This is a genomic window from Vibrio amylolyticus (genome assembly GCF_023145695.1).
Lineage (GTDB): Bacteria > Pseudomonadota > Gammaproteobacteria > Enterobacterales > Vibrionaceae > Vibrio > Vibrio amylolyticus.
In genome coordinates this window covers 22,155-40,905 of sequence record NZ_JAJHVV010000001.1, presented here as the reverse complement: position 1 = coordinate 40,905, position 18,751 = coordinate 22,155, and the positions used below count along the sequence as shown (strand labels likewise).

The 18,751-nt window shown below is 44.1% G+C and carries 21 protein-coding genes and 1 pseudogene; 14 read left to right on the top strand and 8 right to left on the bottom strand.

Annotated features, from left to right (window positions below; translation table 11 throughout):
- Positions 1–56: 56 nt before the first annotated feature.
- The 6 genes from KP803_RS21865 to gntH all read right to left on the bottom strand — a co-directional run bounded on the left by KP803_RS21865 (position 57) and on the right by gntH (position 4,317).
- On the bottom strand, positions 57–257 hold the full coding sequence (locus KP803_RS21865) for a CPXCG motif-containing cysteine-rich protein (RefSeq protein WP_282437119.1): 201 nt from the start codon (positions 255–257) through the stop codon (positions 57–59).
- A gap of 27 nt (positions 258–284) precedes the next feature.
- Complete coding sequence (locus KP803_RS00205; protein WP_248006817.1) at positions 285–644, bottom strand: nuclear transport factor 2 family protein; 360 nt, start codon at positions 642–644, stop codon at positions 285–287.
- Between the two features lie 88 nt (positions 645–732).
- Entirely contained in the window at positions 733–1,152 is a 420-nt protein-coding gene (locus KP803_RS00200; protein WP_248006816.1) for a VOC family protein, read from the bottom strand.
- Positions 1,153–1,417: 265 nt separating this feature from the next.
- Positions 1,418–1,927, bottom strand: a complete 510-nt coding sequence (locus KP803_RS00195) for a hypothetical protein (RefSeq protein WP_248006815.1) — start codon at positions 1,925–1,927, stop codon at positions 1,418–1,420.
- A 127-nt stretch (positions 1,928–2,054) separates the two neighbouring features.
- Positions 2,055–2,579, bottom strand: coding sequence for a hypothetical protein (locus KP803_RS00190; protein WP_248006814.1), 525 nt, complete (start codon positions 2,577–2,579; stop codon positions 2,055–2,057).
- A 118-nt stretch (positions 2,580–2,697) separates the two neighbouring features.
- On the bottom strand, positions 2,698–4,317 hold the full coding sequence (gntH, locus tag KP803_RS00185) for a guanitoxin biosynthesis MBL fold metallo-hydrolase GntH (RefSeq protein WP_248006813.1): 1,620 nt from the start codon (positions 4,315–4,317) through the stop codon (positions 2,698–2,700).
- A gap of 245 nt (positions 4,318–4,562) precedes the next feature.
- On the opposite strand from gntH, the gene KP803_RS00180 reads away from it, so the two are divergent.
- The 3 genes from KP803_RS00180 to KP803_RS00170 all read left to right on the top strand — a co-directional run bounded on the left by KP803_RS00180 (position 4,563) and on the right by KP803_RS00170 (position 6,755).
- A complete protein-coding gene (locus tag KP803_RS00180; RefSeq protein ID WP_248006812.1) occupies positions 4,563–5,402 on the top strand; it encodes a LysR family transcriptional regulator in 840 nt (279 codons plus the stop codon).
- Between the two features lie 136 nt (positions 5,403–5,538).
- Positions 5,539–6,255 (top strand): hypothetical protein, encoded by a 717-nt coding sequence (locus KP803_RS00175; protein WP_248006811.1) that lies wholly within the window; start codon positions 5,539–5,541, stop codon positions 6,253–6,255.
- Positions 6,256–6,317: 62 nt separating this feature from the next.
- Positions 6,318–6,755, top strand: a complete 438-nt coding sequence (locus KP803_RS00170) for a glycine zipper family protein (RefSeq protein ID WP_248006810.1) — start codon at positions 6,318–6,320, stop codon at positions 6,753–6,755.
- Between the two features lie 111 nt (positions 6,756–6,866).
- On the opposite strand, the gene KP803_RS00165 is transcribed toward KP803_RS00170, so the two are convergent.
- Positions 6,867–7,292 carry a GNAT family N-acetyltransferase gene (locus KP803_RS00165; RefSeq protein WP_248006809.1) on the bottom strand — a complete coding sequence of 142 codons (426 nt, stop codon included), beginning with the start codon at positions 7,290–7,292 and terminating at the stop codon, positions 6,867–6,869.
- 242 nt (positions 7,293–7,534) lie between these two features.
- On the opposite strand from KP803_RS00165, the gene KP803_RS00160 reads away from it, so the two are divergent.
- Positions 7,535–9,139 carry an ABC-F family ATPase gene (locus KP803_RS00160; protein ID WP_282437118.1) on the top strand — a complete coding sequence of 535 codons (1,605 nt, stop codon included), beginning with the start codon at positions 7,535–7,537 and terminating at the stop codon, positions 9,137–9,139.
- 93 nt (positions 9,140–9,232) lie between these two features.
- Here the strand turns inward: KP803_RS00160 and KP803_RS00155 are convergent, their stop codons facing one another.
- Complete coding sequence (locus tag KP803_RS00155) at positions 9,233–10,033, bottom strand: acyl-CoA thioesterase (RefSeq protein ID WP_248006808.1); 801 nt, start codon at positions 10,031–10,033, stop codon at positions 9,233–9,235.
- A 251-nt stretch (positions 10,034–10,284) separates the two neighbouring features.
- Here KP803_RS00155 and trhO point away from each other — a divergent pair, with 251 nt between their 5' ends.
- From trhO to KP803_RS00105, 10 genes and pseudogenes are all read left to right on the top strand, one after another.
- A complete protein-coding gene (trhO, locus tag KP803_RS00150; RefSeq protein ID WP_248006807.1) occupies positions 10,285–11,274 on the top strand; it encodes an oxygen-dependent tRNA uridine(34) hydroxylase TrhO in 990 nt (329 codons plus the stop codon).
- Positions 11,275–11,751: 477 nt separating this feature from the next.
- Positions 11,752–12,495: a hypothetical protein gene (locus KP803_RS00145; protein WP_248006806.1), complete on the top strand. Its 744-nt coding sequence runs from the start codon at positions 11,752–11,754 to the stop codon at positions 12,493–12,495.
- Between the two features lie 106 nt (positions 12,496–12,601).
- Entirely contained in the window at positions 12,602–13,081 is a 480-nt protein-coding gene (locus tag KP803_RS00140; RefSeq protein WP_282437138.1) for an iron chelate uptake ABC transporter family permease subunit, read from the top strand.
- Positions 13,082–13,607 (top strand): annotated as a pseudogene (locus tag KP803_RS00135) (iron chelate uptake ABC transporter family permease subunit); the annotation flags it as partial.
- A 94-nt stretch (positions 13,608–13,701) separates the two neighbouring features.
- A complete protein-coding gene (locus KP803_RS00130; protein ID WP_248006803.1) occupies positions 13,702–14,508 on the top strand; it encodes a DUF3450 domain-containing protein in 807 nt (268 codons plus the stop codon).
- The gene (locus tag KP803_RS00125) at positions 14,505–15,941 is read left to right on the top strand and encodes a MotA/TolQ/ExbB proton channel family protein (RefSeq protein ID WP_248006802.1); all 1,437 of its coding nucleotides are present in this window, start codon (positions 14,505–14,507) and stop codon (positions 15,939–15,941) included. Before KP803_RS00130 ends, KP803_RS00125 begins: the two co-directional genes overlap by 4 nt.
- The gene (locus tag KP803_RS00120) at positions 15,941–16,492 is read left to right on the top strand and encodes a MotA/TolQ/ExbB proton channel family protein (RefSeq protein ID WP_248006801.1); all 552 of its coding nucleotides are present in this window, start codon (positions 15,941–15,943) and stop codon (positions 16,490–16,492) included. The genes KP803_RS00125 and KP803_RS00120 overlap by 1 nt, the downstream gene beginning before the upstream one ends.
- Positions 16,489–16,893, top strand: coding sequence for an ExbD/TolR family protein (locus KP803_RS00115; RefSeq protein WP_248006800.1), 405 nt, complete (start codon positions 16,489–16,491; stop codon positions 16,891–16,893). Before KP803_RS00120 ends, KP803_RS00115 begins: the two co-directional genes overlap by 4 nt.
- The gene (locus KP803_RS00110) at positions 16,893–17,516 is read left to right on the top strand and encodes an energy transducer TonB (RefSeq protein WP_248006799.1); all 624 of its coding nucleotides are present in this window, start codon (positions 16,893–16,895) and stop codon (positions 17,514–17,516) included. Before KP803_RS00115 ends, KP803_RS00110 begins: the two co-directional genes overlap by 1 nt.
- Positions 17,513–18,697, top strand: coding sequence for a tetratricopeptide repeat protein (locus tag KP803_RS00105; protein WP_248006798.1), 1,185 nt, complete (start codon positions 17,513–17,515; stop codon positions 18,695–18,697). The genes KP803_RS00110 and KP803_RS00105 overlap by 4 nt, the downstream gene beginning before the upstream one ends.
- Positions 18,698–18,751: the final 54 nt, after the last annotated feature.

The window sequence follows — 18,751 nt, the reverse complement described above, 5'->3', positions numbered from 1 at the left end:
TGACCAAGCACTATCGTTATATGTCATGATTTGGCTTATTGTTCAAGCGAGGTGGCTCAGTTATAAGTGTCGTCTTCACGATAAACATTGACGATTAGGGCCTCATTAACTCCTTCAGAAATAACAAAAGAGATAGGGCGGCAGCATACTTGGCAATCTTCAATATAACTTTGGTTCATATCACTTAAGTCTATGGTCACGCCAATTTTTTCATTGCAGTATGGGCAAGTAATGGACTTTTCTTCTATTAGGTACAATGCGTTCTACGCTCCTGTGAGGGGTAATTAAAATGCGCTCAACCATTGGTTGGTATCAATAAACCATCGCTCTTCCGTTATCTTTTCATCGGTAAACTTAAACAATACCGTGAGTTGAGAGTCGTGTACTTTGTTGGACTTCCAGTTAATGATTGAAATAACTTCACTGCCACCTTGCATATGCCTTAGGCCAGTGATTTCGAATCCGGGTGGGAGAATCTGTCCAAGGTTATCAAGTGCGGTTCGAAAGGCGCTTCGTCCTTTTAAAACGTTTGATTGGCCGGGCATGATAAATACCATCTCTTCAACGTAATCGTTGACAAGCGTATCAAACTCACCTGCGCCAACCGACTCCCAACCTTTTTGTACAATCCCAATTAAACTCATGGCGAATTCTCCTATAGCTACTGCCCTTAACTATAGAAGGTGAAATTGTGGTGTGGGAATTATTTGTACGTCTCGATTGTCTAGACGTTTAGTTTCGAGATGCCAATGAGTGGTTAATATTGAGTTCCAGTAAATCCCATAAGTTGCCATAAAGATCTTCAAAGACAGCAACGGTTCCGTAGTCTTGCTCTTGGGGCTCTCTGATAAACTTAATCCCTTCAGACACCATTAGGTTGTAGTCGCGCCAGAAATCATCGGTGCTCAAGAATAGGAATACTCGGCCGCCAGATTGATTGCCAATGAAATTGTTTTGCTCAGGCTTTGAGGCCTTGGCAAGCAATAACGTCACGCCATTAGAGCCGGGGGGAGAAACCACAACCCAACGCTTATCCTGCTCTGGTTGGTAAGAGTCTTCGATCAGTTCAAATTTGAGTTTATTGACATAGAAGTCGATGGCTTCATCGTAATCATTGACGACTAATGCGATATGAATAATGGACTGCTTCATTAACTTTACCTTATGGGTAGGGTGTAACCATTATTGAGGTCTATAGGATAAAAAAATTGAACTTAAGCGCATGGTTTGTTTTGAGGGCATCGGCAGAAATAAGGGAAAAACCGAAGCTTTTCCCCTATTTAGGTGGAATCGTTTTTATTGGAACAACTGTGTTCCGCATCGTCTTAACTTAAGCATTAAGCATTAAGCATTAAGCATTAAGCATTAAGCATTAGTCACTAACCAATGTTTTGCGTCGTGAGCGACGGCTAGACGACTATTGAATGCTGAGCAGTCGACCTTGCTGAATGTCATGCTCTAACGTCTCTGCTGATACCTCAACATGTTCGCCGTGGCTGTGCCTGTGACCGTGGCTATGACCATGATCATGGGAATGGTCGTGTTGTGAGTTTTTCGTTTTCGCCAGTTGATCTGTATCGAGATACCGTTGAGTTAAATCAGAGCAGTAGTCTACTGTCCAAAGAGCTCTTGCGTTTTTGTCACTCATGATTTCTTCCGCTTTCGGCCCTAGCTTATCCATGTAAAACAACCCTAATTCTTCCCCTGATACGTCAGCATGACTGATGAGGTTGGTAAAAGCGGGCTCTTGCTCTTCATCCGACAAGTAACCGTTTTTGTAGCAAACCGTTAGCCCAATGATGTCATTGCCTAACTGCTCTAACGCTGGGTTGAAGTGATTATGGCTATGATTGTGTTCTGCGGAAATCGCGGCCATTGGCGCCATGAGTGAGCATGTAAGAATAAGATATTTAGTGATGTTTTTCATAGAATAGACCTTGCGTAATTTGTTAGTTTGTCAGGGATCAACCGAGTGTTGAGCTGATCCCTTTGCTTCCATTCCCTTGTGCCAGTGAAAACCTTTGTGTGAGTGAAAAGCCAGTGATCGCGCTCGATTAATCGATGCTGATTCTTGCTGGCGCGATGGTGTAAGTCATTGGTTTCTGTTCCCACTCATCTTTAGCCTCAAGTGCGATGGCCAGTGCCTGAGCGTCTTTACATACGTTGGCTGGCTTGCTGTCTGCCCAGTATGAAGGGCCCGATGTGTAGCCGCACATCACTGAGAATGCGTTCTCTCCATTTTTTGTGGTGTAATCGGTCATGATGACGCCACCTTGACCATGAGTGATTTTCAACGAACCTGCGTCAGCTACGTGTCGATCATCGCCTGGATTTGGCTTTTCATATGTTGAATACGTTCCCTTCTCAGACATGTAAGGGTTGTCGTACATGGTGTAGCCTTCTTTCTCTGACGGCATGGTGAGTTGGTAGTTTGGGTCAATGTCTCCAAGGCGATCTTGATTGTTAATAGCGCCTGGGTGGTAGTCTTGAGCGTTTGAAATCGTTGTTTCTTGAGCGCTTGCAAATGCAGTGCTAGACACCAATGCCAAAACGACCGTTGCGATGATTGATTTTTTCATGTTGAACTCCAATAGTGAGTAAATACAAAATGTGATAGATAAGTAAGCGTAAGTTTGGTTAGGAGAGGGCATGGCTCGCGGTATTGCGTTTAGCCCTCTCGTTCAGTGATGTTTACCCTTAGTCTGTTGTGACCGCTTCACCGGGTTGGGTTGGGCGAGTCACTGACTGACGCTCCAAACCGTGGTGTTCACGTACTCTATCCATGTACTCTTGCTTCGTGTTCATACCATCTTTCATCGATGCAGGGATTTGTTCTGCTGGCATGACAATATCGCGGTCGACCGGCCATTCTGTTAATAACTCAGGCATGTAGCCTTCTGGGTAGTACAGTTTAGGGTCTAGCTCTAAATCACGTATCTCTTGCTCTTGAATGTCTTCACGGCTGTTTTTCGGCATTGGAATTCTGAACTCTGAGCCATCAGCCATATCAAATTGTGGCGCTCTTGCGTTCGGGAAGTCTGGAAGTATGCCTTCACGAACCCAAGCGTTGTCTTTGGTCATGTTCACGACAATGCCGTCTGGCGCACCGAAGTGGTAAGGGCCTTGCCAGTGGTGACGAACTTCCGCGACCGTTTCTTCGTTGAGGTAAGGGTCAAACGTCATGTGTGTTGTCATAAATAAGCGCGGCTGTACTTCGTTTGCCACATAACCCGCCGCGTAAGCTGGCGTATGGTGTGTATCGACCGTGTATCGTGCTAGGAACGGTGGTACACCTTGAATGATGGATGAAACACCAAACGTTTCTGTTTGCAATTCAGTAATAAACAGATCCGCACCTTTCGCGTATTTCAGGTCGAGTTCGGTTGGTCGGCCGTCACCTGTCCATACGAACGACAGCACGCGTCCATCATCTTGAGTCCAGTTCAAACGGTAGCCAGATGCCCCATCTTTAGCGTGGCTGCGTCGCCAGTGAATCACTTCCACGTTGTCTTTGTCGTAAATCACGCCGCCGTCATCTCGGAAATCGAATTCATGAACCACAATGTCGTTGCCGGAAGGAAACACATCAAACGCATCTGTGTGCCAGTTCAGCATTTGTTGCATGCCTTCAACCATGTGTCGCGTACCGTATTCCGGTGTTGCGCCACTTGGCCCATAGATGTTTAGTGGCTTTTCCCAGCGGCCATTCCAACCACCAAATTGGTACAAGTAAGGCAGTGAGCCATAGTGATCAACGTGCAAGTGAGTGATGAAGATGTGGTCAAGCTCGTTCATTGCGACCCCCGCGGCGACGTAGTTCGCGATTGATCCTTCACCAAGGTCGAAGACAAAATTAGATCCGTTGCCGAGTTCGACATAGATAGATGTGTTGGCTTGCCCTGGGCGAATCATTGGTGACGTACCCATGAAGGTGACGCGCATTTCGTCAGGTTGAACTTCTTCAGTACGAGGGAACCAGTTAGCGCCAGACACCATGTGGTCACCATACGGTGCGATGCCTTCAAACATTAACCCTTCTTTCCAGCCAGTGTTGGTTTCTTTACGGTAGTCGCCGTTGTTTACGCCGCCCATTAGAACCGCCAATACTTCTTCTTCAGACGAATACAGGTTTCCTTCAGGTTGCGTTGCTAAATATTCTTCTAATGTTTCACCATCGTGATATTCGAATTTTTGAAGTTTCTGAATATCAGAATTGGTTTGCTTCGTGTTGTATTCCATCATTGGGTCAGCCGCGAAAGCCGTTGTTGCAATAATCATTGCTGTAGAGATAACGGATAATTTTGCGTAAGTTTTCATAGTTCCACCTATCGGTTTGAGTCTTTAAAAGTTGAAATGAAGTTCCTTCCTCACTCCGATGCAAACAAGTTTATTGATAAATGAAGGTTTGTTATATAGAGTGAACTATGCTTTAAACATAAATTGAATTTATGTTTCATGGTTGATATTGCCACGCGTGTTTCGTTATTGATGAGCAATAAACAGTGCCTGTGATGATCCATTGATAATGTGATGATTCACGATAATAAAAGTGAGAGACAGAATTGGACTTGAATCTACTGACGACATTCTTAGCGGTGTACAAACACGGCTCCATTACGGCAGCTTCTGATCAGTTAGACCTGACTCAACCCGCGGTGAGCGCAGCCATTAAGCGACTTGAATCGGTGGTGGGGAAAACCCTGTTTGTTCGAGAGGGGAGAGGCATTGCACCCACAGGGGCGGCGGTGTCGCTCGCGAACAAAATAGAAGATCCTCTGAATATCATCGGTACGGTCGAACAGCAGACGAGCAATTTAAATGTGTATTGCACCGAGAGCTTGCTGCATTTCATTAGTGGTGTCGACGGAGTCAATTTTACCGAAGCCCCGTTAGAAGAGAATGAGTTGTTTGACGCGCTGATCGCTCAGAAAGTGGATATTGTGGTGGATGTTGTTTCCAGTAAGAAACACTCTTTGATTGAAGAGGTCTTGTTTGATGAAGAGCCCGTCTGCTTAACTCGTATTGATCATCCACGTATTGGCGAATCAATAACGAAAGAAGAGTATTTTCAGGAAGAACATATCGCCCTAAAAATTCGACGGGCAGAGATGGATACCGTGGAGTTCTTGTCTGATAGCGATATAGAGCCTCGTAAAATTCGAATAGAAACCAGTTCGATCTCAAGCATGCTTATGTTGGCAAGCTCGACCGACTATATTGCTGCGTCGACGCGTTCGTTGGCTGAAAAACTCGCTCCTGCACTAAACCTTAGGGTGCACACGTTCCCCATTAAGCTAAGACCAATTAAGTTCAGAATGCTCTATCATCGACGCTACGCAAAAGACGAGCAACACATGAAAGTACGTGAATCACTAAAGTCGGCGCTCACGAAAAATAGGTGAAGTGAATCTAAGTGTCTAGAAACGCTCAGTCATAAATAGAATTGATATATTATCTAAAGTTTACCGCCTTAATTAAATGAAATTTACGTTTCATAATCTCCAGCAGCTAATCAAGCTCAACTGTATTGGAGAAATCATGAAAAAAAGAACCTTAATTGCCCTATCTCTGTCACTGGCAAGTAGCGCCGCTTTTGCCAGCTCTACTCAAGTTTACGTGGAACAAAATGTGGCGTCGAACGCCGCTGATAATGGTGTTTACACAACAGAAGCAGGCGCGCTGATTGACACGTCTGACAATGGTCAAGTCTATATCGGTTTTGATGATCAGGGTTGGTTAGCTGCGGGTTATGGCCATGACTTTCAGATAAACGACTCGCTCACATTTAATCTTTATGGCGAACTCGGTAAGTGGGAAACAGGCGAAGAAATTTTGGTTGAAGGTATTCTCGACTACCAGTTGACTGAGAGCCTTTATGTACTCGGTGGCTTGGGGTACAAGCAATCTGGTCAGATATTGGAAAACTTGAGTGATACGAGTATCAATACCAACAAGTTTTTAGTCGGTGCAGGTTACTCACATGATGGTTGGAGTATAGATTACCAATACACCCATGAAAATAGTGATGGTTCTAACGGCTATATTCATTCTTCTATCAGCGGTGCATTCACGCAAGGTGAATACCGTACCAATGAACATGAGTTTGTTCTTTCTAAAACGATCAATGACTGGACGCCATACGTGAAATACACCTATTTCAATACCAACGAAGGTGAGCTACTTATCAACGGCTCGTCAATGGGCCCAATTGACAACGACAATGTTGTCACGCTTGGTCTTTCTTACGATTTTTAATCACTTAATCACGACTACTTAATCGGCAGACGGATTTGCCACCTTTGTGAAGGGGCAATTTTATGAAAAACGAATCTCTGCGCAACCGAATCATTAATACAGGGGCCGCGATTGGAGTATTGCTGTTTGCGGCTATGCCGACGTATGCCAATGCTCATACCATTATTTTTGATCAGTCTCAGTACGACACTACCGAGTTCAATGATGATCATCAGCAGTGCTATCATTTACTGGATAATGTTGGTCACAACGAGGGGCAAGGTGCCGTTGAACAGGGAGTAAAACGAGGCCTACGTGGTGCCACTGCGGGCGCGATAGCGGGCAGTGTGTCTGGAAATTCTGGAAGTAGCGCAGCAAAAACGGGCGCCGCAATTGGAACGACAATTGGGATATTATCGGGCAGAGGGTCAAAAAATACCGCCGCGTCGGCCAATCAAAAGGAGCGTGACGATCTCATGCGTAACTGTATGCAAGGGCGAGGGTACATCGCACTCAACTGATCACTATCGCATTCAAAATGATTCGCCCTAATTGTAACCCTGCTATGTTTCCATGTTGGGCTCGTAGGGCGTTAACAAAAAACGGAAATTATAGAGCCAGTTATTAGGTAGCTATAACTGGTAAATATTTGGCGTCCAAATCTCCATCATATTCTCTGGAGTCGATAAAGGCTTAAAGTTGTTTTGAGCGTATAAGCCGTGTGCGTCCCTAGTGGCTAAAACGATTCTTCGTAATCCTTGTAAATCTGGATGTTCTAACACCGTGTTAATTAACCATTTACTCAGTCCTTTTCCTCGGTGATGTTCAAGAATAAAGACGTCTGCCAAATACGCGTAAGTCGTGTAATCAGTGATTGTGCGAGCGAAGCCAATTTGATTCTGATTTTCATCAAACACACCAAAGCACAGTGAGTGATCAATCGCTTTCTGCATGGTTGCTTTGGGTATCCCTTTCGCCCAATAACTTGTTGAGATAAAAGAGTGTATGACGTCGATATCCATCTCATTTGACTGTGTACTTATTCGATACCCTTGCATGGTTCTCCTCCTTGAAAACGTTTGTATATAACATGTTTGTGCTCACTATTGGCGTGAAGCGTCTAACGGTGGGCTATGTTTCACCTTCTAGAGCGAATTATAAGGTGTGACTTACGTCTCACATCTGTTCTTTGTTCAATAAATCTGTATAATTCGCCGCCTACAAACTTGTTGTTTACATTCAGTCGATTCGGCCTATCTTTAAACGTGAATAGCCAATCTTAATATCTAGGAATATTTCTTTGATTTCAACCGCAAACATCACCATGCAATTTGGCGCAGAGCCTTTATTTGAAAACATTTCAGCTAAGTTCGGTAATGGTAACCGTTATGGCTTAATTGGCGCCAACGGCTGTGGTAAATCAACCTTCATGAAGATTCTTAGTGGGGCATTGACGCCAAGCTCAGGTAACGTATCAATCACTCCTGGAGAAAAGCTTGGCGTATTGAGCCAAGATCAGTTTGCGTTTGAAGAATATAACGTTATTGATGTCGTGATCATGGGTGACCGTAAACTGTGGGAAATCAAACAAGAGCGTGACCGTATCTATTCATTGCCAGAAATGAGCGAAGAAGATGGAATGAAAGTTGCCGACCTTGAAAGCGAATTCGCAGAAATGGACGGTTACACCGCCGAAGCACGTGCGGGCGATATCTTGATTCAAGCGGGTATTGAAGAAGAGTTCCACTTCGGCTTAATGCAGCAAGTTGCGCCGGGTTGGAAGCTGCGTGTGTTATTGGCTCAAGCACTGTTCGCGAACCCAGATATTCTGCTTCTTGATGAACCAACCAACAACTTGGACATCAATACCATCAACTGGCTTGGTGAAGAGCTGAATCAACGTAAATGTACAATGATCATTATCTCACACGATCGTCACTTCTTGAACTCAGTCTGTACGCACATGGCAGATATCGACTACGGTGAGCTTCGTATCTACCCAGGTAACTACGAGTATTTCCTTGAAGCATCAGGTCTAATTCGCGAACAGTTACTTTCAAGTAATGCTAAAAAGGCCGCTGAAATCAGTGAACTTCAAGACTTCGTTAACCGTTTTGGTGCGAACGCGTCTAAAGCGAAACAGGCAAGCTCACGTGCGAAGAAAATGGACAAAATCAAGCTAGACGAAGTGAAGTCATCTAGCCGTGTTAGCCCGTCTATCGATTTTGGTGAAGGTAAGAAACTGCATCGATTAGCACTTGAGTTAAAAGATCTAGGGCACGGATTTGAAGAAGGCATGCTGTTTGAAAAGGGTAACTTGCTGTTAGAAGCAGGTACACGCCTTGCGGTTATCGGTGAAAACGGTGTGGGTAAAACAACGTTTCTACGCTGTCTAGTGAATGAGCTAGAGCAGAAAGAAGGTGTGGTGAAATGGTCAGAAAATGCAACATTTGGGTATTGCCCACAAGATAGCACTGCTGACTTTGACAACGATTTAAGCATCTTCGATTGGATATCACAGTGGCGTACCACTAAACACGATGATTTGATGGTTCGTGGAATTTTAGGTCGTCTGCTATTTACTGCTGATGATGCAAACAAAAAAGCGAAGAACTGTTCTGGTGGTGAAAAGAACCGTCTGTTGTTTGGCAAGCTAATGATGCAAGACATTAACGTTCTTGTTATGGATGAGCCAACCAACCACATGGATATGGAAGCAATCGAAGCACTCAACAATGCTTTGAAGGATTACCAAGGCACGCTGATTTTTGTGAGCCATGACCGTGAGTTTGTATCATCACTGGCGACATCAATCATTGATGTAAAAGACAAGAAGCTTGTTAATTTCCAAGGGACGTACGACGAATATCTAGCGCACCAGAAGAAGGCGTTAGCGGCGTCATAGACTTTAAAAAAATAGTCACAAGTTGAAATCATAACTGCCGAGATCGTTTAACGACTCGGCAGTTTTTATATAGGGTTAATGGAAGCCTAATCGTTAACTGAACACGGCCACGCTTTGTCGGCTAATCGCAATAAGGTCTCCTTCATCGTTCCAGATGTCAGCTTCTAGGTGGGCGTAGCCATTCGCCGCTTGTCGAGTTATGGCTTTATAGGCAAACCAATCTGTTGGCTCAACAGGCTTGTGCGGATGAATGAACTCAAGGTTCCACATCATGGTACTGGCTGGTGATGGTTGTTTCATCATCTGCAGTACGGCAGGCGGCCAAGCGTCAATTAAGCAGATTAAGTGAGCGTCGGTAATTTTCTCTGGTGGGTGTTTAAAGCGCATCCATCCATTTAAATGGGATTGCTGCGTACCACTGTAAGGCATTGCGCCGTCATCAATGGCCAGATCCATATTGGCAATAAAGTTCGGTGTAACCGATGGAATAACAGGGACTTGGGGCAATAACTCTGGCGATTTCAGTTCGTGAGAAATAGAATTGCCCACTTCCACTTCAGAAAACCTTTCTATGCCAAAACTGGCTTGCTGTATGACGGCGACTTCGTTGTTTTGAATAATTCGGCCAGTTAACTGTGACGCATTCTTTCCTTCTCGCAGAACTTCAATTTCAAAAGAGAAAGGCATGTCGACGATAAGGGGCCCTACAAAGTTCGTGGTAAGAGAGCGTAAAGGGCGATTGTCGGCCACTTTGGTTTTTATTGCGGTATATAACAGTGCTGCCGAAATACCACCGAATGCGGTTCTTCCTTGTGTCCAGTTATCTGGAAATGTCATTGTTGAGTCGTTGACTGCGCATTCTTGAACTTGGTGAAGTAGGGTATCAATGTGCATAATGAAACTCTGTTATTGAAGTGTGAAATTAATGTTAACTGGTCAAACCAGGTAAATCAATTTTGATATCGCCTAAAGAGATCCCGTACCACTTTTTTCGCGTGGCTATTAACCCTGTTTATTTAAAGGATAAATAGCCCTGTTTTTGGTTGGTTTTTGTGAAGCCTATGCTTAGTTATACTTCGCGTGATTTTAAACCGTCTTTAAAGACACGCACTGGATTTACGTTCCAGCTCGCAGAAGGAAAAACCATGTCTCAATATGTTGTATGCGCGTTATACAAGTTTGTAACGCTTGAAGATTACCAAGAAATTCGCCAGCCCCTCACTGAACTCCTCGAAGCGAATAATATTCGCGGTACTTTGCTGTTAGCCAGCGAAGGAATCAACGGTACGGTAGCAGCCAAGCGCGAATCCATTGATGCGTTGCTAGAGTGGTTCAAACTCGATTCTCGCCTTGCTGATGTGGTTTACAAAGAATCCTTCAATGCAGAGCAGCCTTTCAATCGCACTAAAGTGAAATTGAAAAAAGAGATCGTCACTATGGGTGTTGAAGGTATCGACCCGCTCAACGTCGTAGGAACCTATGTTAAGCCTGCTGATTGGAATGCACTGATTTCGGATCCTGAAGTACTCCTTGTTGATACACGTAACGATTATGAAGTAGACATCGGTACCTTTAAAAACGCCGTTAATCCAAACACTGAAACGTTTCGTGAATTCCCGCAGTATGTTGCAGATAACCTAGATCCTGCGAAACATAAAAAAGTGGCGATGTTCTGTACTGGTGGTATTCGCTGTGAAAAGTCTACTGCCTACATGAAAGAGCAGGGCTTTGATGAGGTTTATCATCTTGAAGGCGGTATTCTTAAATACTTAGAAGAAGTGCCAGAAGCAGAGACTATGTGGGAAGGCGATTGCTACGTATTTGATGGTCGCGTCGCGGTTAACCATCAATTAGAGAAAAGTGGTTACGATGTTTGTAACGCTTGCCGCTTGCCTATTACCGCTGAAGATCAAGCGTCTGAGCATTTCGAAAAAGGGGTGAGCTGCCCTAAGTGTATCGACAAGCACAGCGATGAGCAAAAGGCACGATTCCGTGAACGCGAAAAGCAGGTACAGCTGTCAAACGCTCGTGGTGAAACCCATGTTGGTGGTGAAGCTGCAAACCTAATAGAACAACGTAAAAAGCAAAAGCTTGCGATGAAAGAACAGCAGCGTTCTGGTAAGGAAGCAAAGTAGAAGATATTCAGTGGTGAATAGCCAGTATTTATTCTAAAGCCCATTAAAATTGAACGCCTCCGACTCGTCGGGGGCGTTTTGATTTTTTACCACACCAAGAATCTACCGCTTAAGTTTGATCTCTTATAACTTGAACGTTCTTTCACACCTAAATTTTCAACAACCTCGATATTTAGAGTGTTGGCTAATCATTCGATTAATTCCATTAAAACACGTTTTCTTTAAGCCCGAATTTATTGGTCTATTTTTTATTAAAATAGATTTTTCAATGACTTATTTCCTGTTCGTAAGAGTGGGTAACAACGTCTCAATATTGATTTATATATTTTTAGTTGAGAATGTATTGTTATGTTATAACATAATTTTTGTTTTAGAGGCACGTTACATATATCCACTAATGAGCGTCTAGTGATTCTGAAAAAGTCACTCGCATACCGGTGGCTTTCTCGTTACTACTGTTCCAATCAAGGTTATAAAATGAAAAAAACAATTATTGCACTTCCTACAACTGTGGCTACGCTGCTTTCATTTGGGGTTATGGCCCATGGCAATGTTGATGTTTCCAAGGGAAGTCAAATTGAGGTTTTTACCGCATTTGAAGATGAAGCGAATCACGGTAAAACTAAAACTGAGCAAAGCTATGGTTTTGAAGCTATTTATATGAATGCTCACGGTACGTTCGTTTATGCTGAAGCTGAAGCGGGAGACCATGAGTTTTATCAGGTTGGTGTTGGTCACTACATGAATGTGACTGACGATGTTGGTCTATTCGTTTACGGCTCCTACGCTGATGGTGGTGTCGGTGACCAAGAGGTTCGCGCTAGAGTTGGTACGGACTACCAAGTTATTGGGGACTTAACGCTAAGTGCTCGTGTTGGCTATGACCACGGTACCTCTTCTATGGACAAATCTTCGTACCAAACGGGTCACAGTCATGGGCATGCTCATAACACGTATAAATCTCAGGTTGGTCGAGTCGACCTTGGCTTTTCTTACGAACTGATGCACATGGCTGAATTATCTTTCAATTATGTAAATCAAAAGCAATTTGAAGATGGGCTAAATAATGACCGCGATGTGAATCGTCACTACGAAGCTCGTGTGTCTTACGTGGAGACTGCGATTCAGCCTTACGTAGAGTTCCGTAATACCACGGCGTCATTTATTGCTGACCACTATGAAGAGCAAGCGTTCCAGTTTGGCGTCTCTTACGCATTCTAATTATACGTAGAACCAGTTAATTAGAACTTGGTGATATTCAATCGTAGTTTAAATACCCGATGTAGAAATACATTGGGTATTTTGGTTTTGGAATAGAGAATATTGACTGCCTCATGGGAACGAAGACAATTACAAGTTAGTATCAGCGGCTATCAGTAGGGTTGGAGTAATGAGTTTTATTGGCCTACTATCTCCTAATATTGCACGGGCAATAGACGCAATAACCCCAAAAAGTGAATTAATGATAAGTACCATTTTAGGTGCAGTGTTATTGATCACCGTTGATTGGATTACCATGTTCATTGGCAGTCACACCTTGGACATTGTCCCAAGTGGCACTGCTGTGGCGTTGATTGGTGTGTCTGCTTTGATCTTTTTTACAAGGCGTAAGCTGAAGGCTAAAGACCAATTCTCGATAACCCTGCCTAGGGCAAAAGCAATATTGAATCGTTTTCAATATGTTAAGTTAATGGTATTGTTTATCATTATCATCTTGGTGGCGGTTTTTGTCACAAGAAATAATGTGGATGGTGCGCTGGAGTGGACTATTCGTTGGCCCGATGAATTTGCATTGAGTTTACTTTAGCCTCGTATATTAACTGCTATTTGCGTTGGTGTAGGGCTTGCGACAGGTGTGTTACTACAACGACTTATATACAATCCATTGGCAAGTCCTGATATTCTTGGCTGAACATCAGGATCGACATGTGCCTTAGTGGCCGCCAATATTATTCTTGGCGTTAATGACGAACCGATGGTAAGCCCTGCTGTCCGCTGGGCGACTGTTTGCGAAAGCGAGAGGGGTGAATGTTCCTGTCGCGTTTACCTGCCTATTTGTGCTCGTTGCCCTTATTTGTGCAGTTACGACGGCAGTGATGGGGCCTGTAGGGTTTTTAGGGCTATTAGCACCTCATATGGCCATTATGTTAAGTGCTAAGAAAGCGAAAGAGCAGTTAATCGTTTCAATGCTACTTGGCGCTGTATTGTTATTAGCCGCGAATTGGTTAGGGCAGAACCTTCGATACCCTGCTGAAATTGCGGCAGGTATGATAGTTTCTGTTATTGGTGGTAGCTATTTTTTACTGCTGTTATTAAAAGGTCGGAAATCGTAGTCTACAGCTTATGTAACAAGCTATATGGAGCCACAGACTCATTTCGAACCACTTACTTATTTAGAACATAATGATTTTAAAGTGAATACCAGTGATGAAATTATTTAAAGCGTGCAGTTTAGCTGCGGTAGTGACGATGTCGTGTTCTAGTGTGGCATCGTCATTGTCTGATGCAACAGCGATACAAAAAGATACCCATAAGAATGCAGCCAACAGCCAAAAGGTGATCGATAAGAGTTTCGATTCCTCGCAACAATTGAGAGCTGAAATTGAGCAACTAGAACAAGAGTTGGCGAATCTTGAAGTGTATCGCGATCACCTAGAATCGATGGTGAATAACCAGAACCAAGAAGCGTTAAGTATTGAATCACAGATCGATCAAATTCACGATACGAGGCAGGGTGTCGTACCGTTGATGTATCAAATGTTGGATGGATTAACGCAGATTGTTAAGTACGATAGTCCTATTCGTCAGCAAGCGAGATTGGAACGTGTAGAAAGGCTACAAGCGATGATGAGCCAATCTGATGTCAGTGATGCTGAGAAGTATCGTCGCATTTTGGAAGCGTATCAATTAGAAGTGGATTACGGTACCAAGCTTGGCGTTTATGATGGTCAAATAGCATTGGCTGGTGGTGAGACTTTTGAAGCTGAGATCTTCTATTTAGGTCGAATCTCTCTGATTGCTCGAAACCGTTCGGGTTCTCAATATTGGTCGTGGAATCGAGCGAGTAACGAATGGGAATCGGTTAACTCTTCTAGCTTTAATAATCTCGATAGCGCTTTTCGTATTGCGAATAATCAGGCAGCACCGAGCTTGCTAACCGTACCTCTATCGTTTGAAACCCAATCATCTGATTACTCTTTAAACACCACCAATGTAACGGAGGCGCATAAATGAAAGCTTTAGCACTCACTACATTGATGTTGGCTGGCGTATTAGGTTCAGTGTACATCGAGCCAACGTACGCGGCTCAAGAACCTGTTCAAAATAGCCTGACCAAAAAGGCACAAGCGGATAATGCCAAGCAGAAAAAAGAGAACGCTCAAAGGCAGTTAACCTTTATCGAGACAGAAGATAAGCTTAAAAAGAGAAAAGCGGAGCTAGAAGCTAAGCGAAACTTTGTACAAAACCAGACTGACGAGTTAGCGAAGACTTTCAGTAGCAATGAAGACAAATTGGCGCGTTTGGAAGAAAACCTTCGCCTTGAAACAGGTAGCCTGGGTGAGCTGTTTGGCGTTGTAAGACAGGTTGCCAAAGAGCTAGAACCTCAGGTTGAAGAGTCAGTAACAGCGATTGATGCCAACGCACACTCTGCTTATGTAGACTCGATCATTAAAGCGCGCACATTACCCTCAATGGATGAGTTGACCGGTTTGTGGCGTAGCTTGAACGAACAGATTAAAGCCAGCGCGCAATTATCCCCAGTGGATGTCTCCATCGTGAATTCAGATGGCAAAGCGACATCGCAAAGTGCGTTTCGTATCGGCTCATTTGCGCTTGTGGGTGACCTAGGTTATTTAAAGTGGAATAGCGCTCGTGATCAAGCGGTGTACTATGCGAACCAGCCAAGCCAAGTTCCTGATATTACAACCCTAACTCTGTATTCTCAGGACGATGAACAACAATCCACTGATAATGCAAAGTCATGGCAGGTTGATCCTTCTCGTGGTGTTATCTTAAGCCAAAGAGAGCTAGAACCAACACTGAAAGATCGTCTAGAAGCTGCGGGTGTGGTGGGTAAAGTGATTCTAGGGCTGTTAGCGATTGGCTTATTCATTGCCCTGTATCGCGGTATTACGCTTTCTGTGGCTCAGGTGAAAATTCGCAAGCAGTTGAAAAAGCCTCAACAAATAGGCAACAACCCATTGGGACGTATCCTTTCTGTTTACAACAAAGAGAACACTCGCACGGTTGAAGCGTTAGAACTTCGCTTGCTTGAAGCGGTCGTCGATGAGCAAACACACCTTGAAAAAGGTTTGTCGATGCTCAAATTGTTTGCGGCACTTGCGCCGATGCTTGGTCTGCTAGGTACGGTGACGGGCATGATCGAAACCTTCCAAGTGATTACTCATTTTGGTAATGGCGATCCTAAAGTCATGGCGGGTGGTATTTCTATGGCATTGATGACGACTGTGCTTGGTTTAGTTGCTGCGATGCCTTTACTTCTTGCTCACAACTTATTGAGTACGCAAGCAGAAAATATCCGAAACATTTTAGAGAAGCAGGGTATTGGTCTCGTCGCACAGCAAGCTGAACGTGACGATACGATTGACGTTTTCTCGAAGCAACCTGTTGCCCAAGACAATGTATTGACTGAGAGCCCAGCGTAATGGCAAATGTGCTAGCAAATATTCAATTAAATGCTGTGCTTGATTTTATGGATTTGTTCAGTTTCATGGAGCAGGGCGGGCAGGTTTTATGGTGGCTAGCGGCGGTTGTAGTGGTAACTTGGCTTTTCGTTGTTGAGCGAGTGATCTATTTTGTCTGGTCTTTTCCAAAAGAAAAAAAGCAGTGGATAGAGGCATGGCAACAACGTAATGATCACGCCTCATGGCACGCCTTAGCCATACGAGATGGTTGGTTATCAGAAGCCAAACAAGCGCTTTATCAGCATCTTAACTTCATCAAAGTGCTTGTTGCTATCTGCCCAATGCTTGGGCTACTTGGTACGGTAACAGGTATGATTTCTGTGTTTGATGTGATGGCAAACCAAGGCAGTAGCGACCCTAAGTTAATGGCTTCAGGCATCTCTTTAGCAACCTTACCAACAATGGCTGGCATGGTGGCGGCGTTGTCTGGCGTATTTGCCCATTCGCGCTTAACCAAGGCGTGCCAGCGAACCCAATTAAAATTGGAACAATCTTTAAGGAGCCAACGATGAGGTTAGGCAGACGTCAATCAAAACAAGAAGATGCACAAATCGATATGACATCGATGTTAGACATCGTCTTCATTATGCTGATCTTCTTCATTGTCACCAGCTCATTTGTTCGCGAATCGGGTGTGGAAGTCAATCGCCCTCAAGCATCAAACGTCGTGAGCCAAAAAGACGCAGGCATTTTTGTTGCGATCACCTCGGAGAACGATATTTTTATCGACAAACGGTTGGTGGATGCTGAACGAGTTCAGGCAACAATCGAACATTTGTTGCTTGATAAACCTGATGCTTCTTTAGTCATACAAGCCGATGAACGTGCGTACAATGGTACGGTAGTGAAAGTAATGGACGCCGCGAAAGGCGCGGGTGTGGTGAATATTGCTTTGGCTGCGGAGAAGTCTTAATGCCTCGTGTCATTATTGCTATCCCCATTGCCTTAATTGTCGCGTTAGGTCTGTTTAGTTTTATGGCGTGGATGGTGCAACCCAAGTACACCGAGAAAGCGGAACAGACTGAACCATTACGATTCGACATGGTCATGGTGGAAGAAGAGTCGTTGACTGAGCGAAGAAGACGGGCGGTTCCTGAGCCACCAGAGCCTCTTGAGCCACCGCCTCAAGTGCCAACCTCTAGACAGCAAGTTCAGTCTCAAGATATGTCACATACGGCACTTGAAATGCCTACGCTCGAAATGGAAACGTCGGTGCAAGGGTTGCAGATTTCACTGCCGTCGATCGGAGATGTCAGCATGGATCAAAATGCCATGCCGCTTCATCGCGTGGAACCAACTTACCCGGCTAGAGCATTACGACGTGGGCTAGAAGGTTACGTTGTCATGCATTTTTCCATTGATGAACTGGGTCGCCCTACCGAAATCGAAGTGGTTGAAGCTAACCCGCCGAGGCAGTTTGAACGTGAAGCGATACGTGCGCTCAAGCGTTGGAAGTACCAACCTAAAGTGGTGAATGACAAAGCCGTGGTACAACAAGGACAATCCGTGAAACTAGAGTTCAAGTTGCAAAAATGATGAATATTTCGAAGAAACTCCTCGTTAGCTCAATCATTGCATTAGCTAGTTTAATTCCGATTCAATCCGCGTTGGCGAATGAACTGAGTCAATCAACGGCGCAACGTGTACAAAGAGCACACACTCAATCATTAGATGGAGAACTAACCAAAGCCATTGAGCTTTTGGAAAGCGTCTCCACCAGTAGAGCCTACGACAAAGCATTTGTCGCACGTATGCTGGGAGTCTTTTATTGGCAAAATGAACAAATTCAAGCGGCTATCGATCAATTGAAATATGCCGTTGATAGTGGCTTATTAGCCGATGAGCAGTTTGTCGATACGACTCGTATGCTTGCGGATCTCTATCTATCAAACGTCCAATATAAAGAGGCACTTAGCTATTACCTTCGATTAGTTGAAGAGGGGCATGGCAATGCACTGGTTTGGCTTCGTGTTACTCAAACTAACTATCAATTAGCGCGCTGGCCTGATGTTCTGGATTCAGTAAAGCAATATCAAACGTTTGAGCCAACGCTTGATGTTGCCATGCTTTCACTGCGATTGGGCGGTGAATTTCAATTGAAAAAATGGCCGGATGCGTCAAAAACGTTAGGTCGATTAATCGAACTTGAGCCAGATAACGCACGTTGGTGGCAACAATTGGTGAGTATTGAAATTCGTAGAGAACGCTCTAATCAAGCGTTGAACGTATTGACTCTCGCAAAGCTACAAGGCATTCCGCTGAGCCAACAAGAAATACGAATGCTGGCTCAGCTTTACGCGGACCAAGGTATTCCGTCTAAATCAGCGCAAACGCTCGCATTGCTGGATGACGCCAAGACCGATCTTGGCATGATCGTTCGTCAAGCTCAGTTGTGGCAACAATCAAAGCAATGGGATACCGCGATTGAGTATTGGCAATTAGCTGCAAAGAAAGACAGTAAGTACCATTGGCAAGCTTCACAGCTGTATTTAAGTCAGCGTGATTATCAACTCGCTTTACAGGAACTTAATGAGATTCCAGAGAGTAAACTCACCTCTTCTATGCTATTCGCTAAAGTTCAATCGGCTTATAGAACCCAACAGCTTAGCTTGGCGTTACAATATGCTAAGCAAGCGAATAAGGTAGAAGAGACGTCAGAAGGTGATCGTTGGATTACTTATTTGAATAAGCAGTTAGAAGATAGTCACAGTTATTAACTATATTAATAACTGTTTTCACACCCATTTCAAACGGTTATATTTAATTCTTCA

Excerpts from the sequence above, each read along its gene's own strand:
- KP803_RS00170 (WP_248006810.1), top strand. The coding sequence starts at position 6,318 with ATGAAAAACGAATCTCTGCGCAACCGAATCATTAATACAGGGGCCGCG.
- KP803_RS00175 (WP_248006811.1), top strand. The coding sequence starts at position 5,539 with ATGAAAAAAAGAACCTTAATTGCCCTATCTCTGTCACTGGCAAGTAGC.
- KP803_RS00125 (WP_248006802.1), top strand. The coding sequence starts at position 14,505 with ATGAAAGCTTTAGCACTCACTACATTGATGTTGGCTGGCGTATTAGGT.
- KP803_RS00205 (WP_248006817.1), bottom strand. The coding sequence starts at position 644 with ATGAGTTTAATTGGGATTGTACAAAAAGGTTGGGAGTCGGTTGGCGCA.
- KP803_RS00195 (WP_248006815.1), bottom strand. The coding sequence starts at position 1,927 with ATGAAAAACATCACTAAATATCTTATTCTTACATGCTCACTCATGGCG.
- KP803_RS00110 (WP_248006799.1), top strand. The coding sequence starts at position 16,893 with ATGCCTCGTGTCATTATTGCTATCCCCATTGCCTTAATTGTCGCGTTA.
- KP803_RS00145 (WP_248006806.1), top strand. The coding sequence starts at position 11,752 with ATGAAAAAAACAATTATTGCACTTCCTACAACTGTGGCTACGCTGCTT.
- KP803_RS00200 (WP_248006816.1), bottom strand. The coding sequence starts at position 1,152 with ATGAAGCAGTCCATTATTCATATCGCATTAGTCGTCAATGATTACGAT.
- KP803_RS00115 (WP_248006800.1), top strand. The coding sequence starts at position 16,489 with ATGAGGTTAGGCAGACGTCAATCAAAACAAGAAGATGCACAAATCGAT.
- trhO (WP_248006807.1), top strand. The coding sequence starts at position 10,285 with ATGTCTCAATATGTTGTATGCGCGTTATACAAGTTTGTAACGCTTGAA.
- KP803_RS00155 (WP_248006808.1), bottom strand. The coding sequence starts at position 10,033 with ATGCACATTGATACCCTACTTCACCAAGTTCAAGAATGCGCAGTCAAC.
- KP803_RS00105 (WP_248006798.1), top strand. The coding sequence starts at position 17,513 with ATGATGAATATTTCGAAGAAACTCCTCGTTAGCTCAATCATTGCATTA.
- KP803_RS00120 (WP_248006801.1), top strand. The coding sequence starts at position 15,941 with ATGGCAAATGTGCTAGCAAATATTCAATTAAATGCTGTGCTTGATTTT.
- KP803_RS00165 (WP_248006809.1), bottom strand. The coding sequence starts at position 7,292 with ATGCAAGGGTATCGAATAAGTACACAGTCAAATGAGATGGATATCGAC.
- gntH (WP_248006813.1), bottom strand. The coding sequence starts at position 4,317 with ATGAAAACTTACGCAAAATTATCCGTTATCTCTACAGCAATGATTATT.
- KP803_RS00190 (WP_248006814.1), bottom strand. The coding sequence starts at position 2,579 with ATGAAAAAATCAATCATCGCAACGGTCGTTTTGGCATTGGTGTCTAGC.
- KP803_RS00130 (WP_248006803.1), top strand. The coding sequence starts at position 13,702 with ATGAAATTATTTAAAGCGTGCAGTTTAGCTGCGGTAGTGACGATGTCG.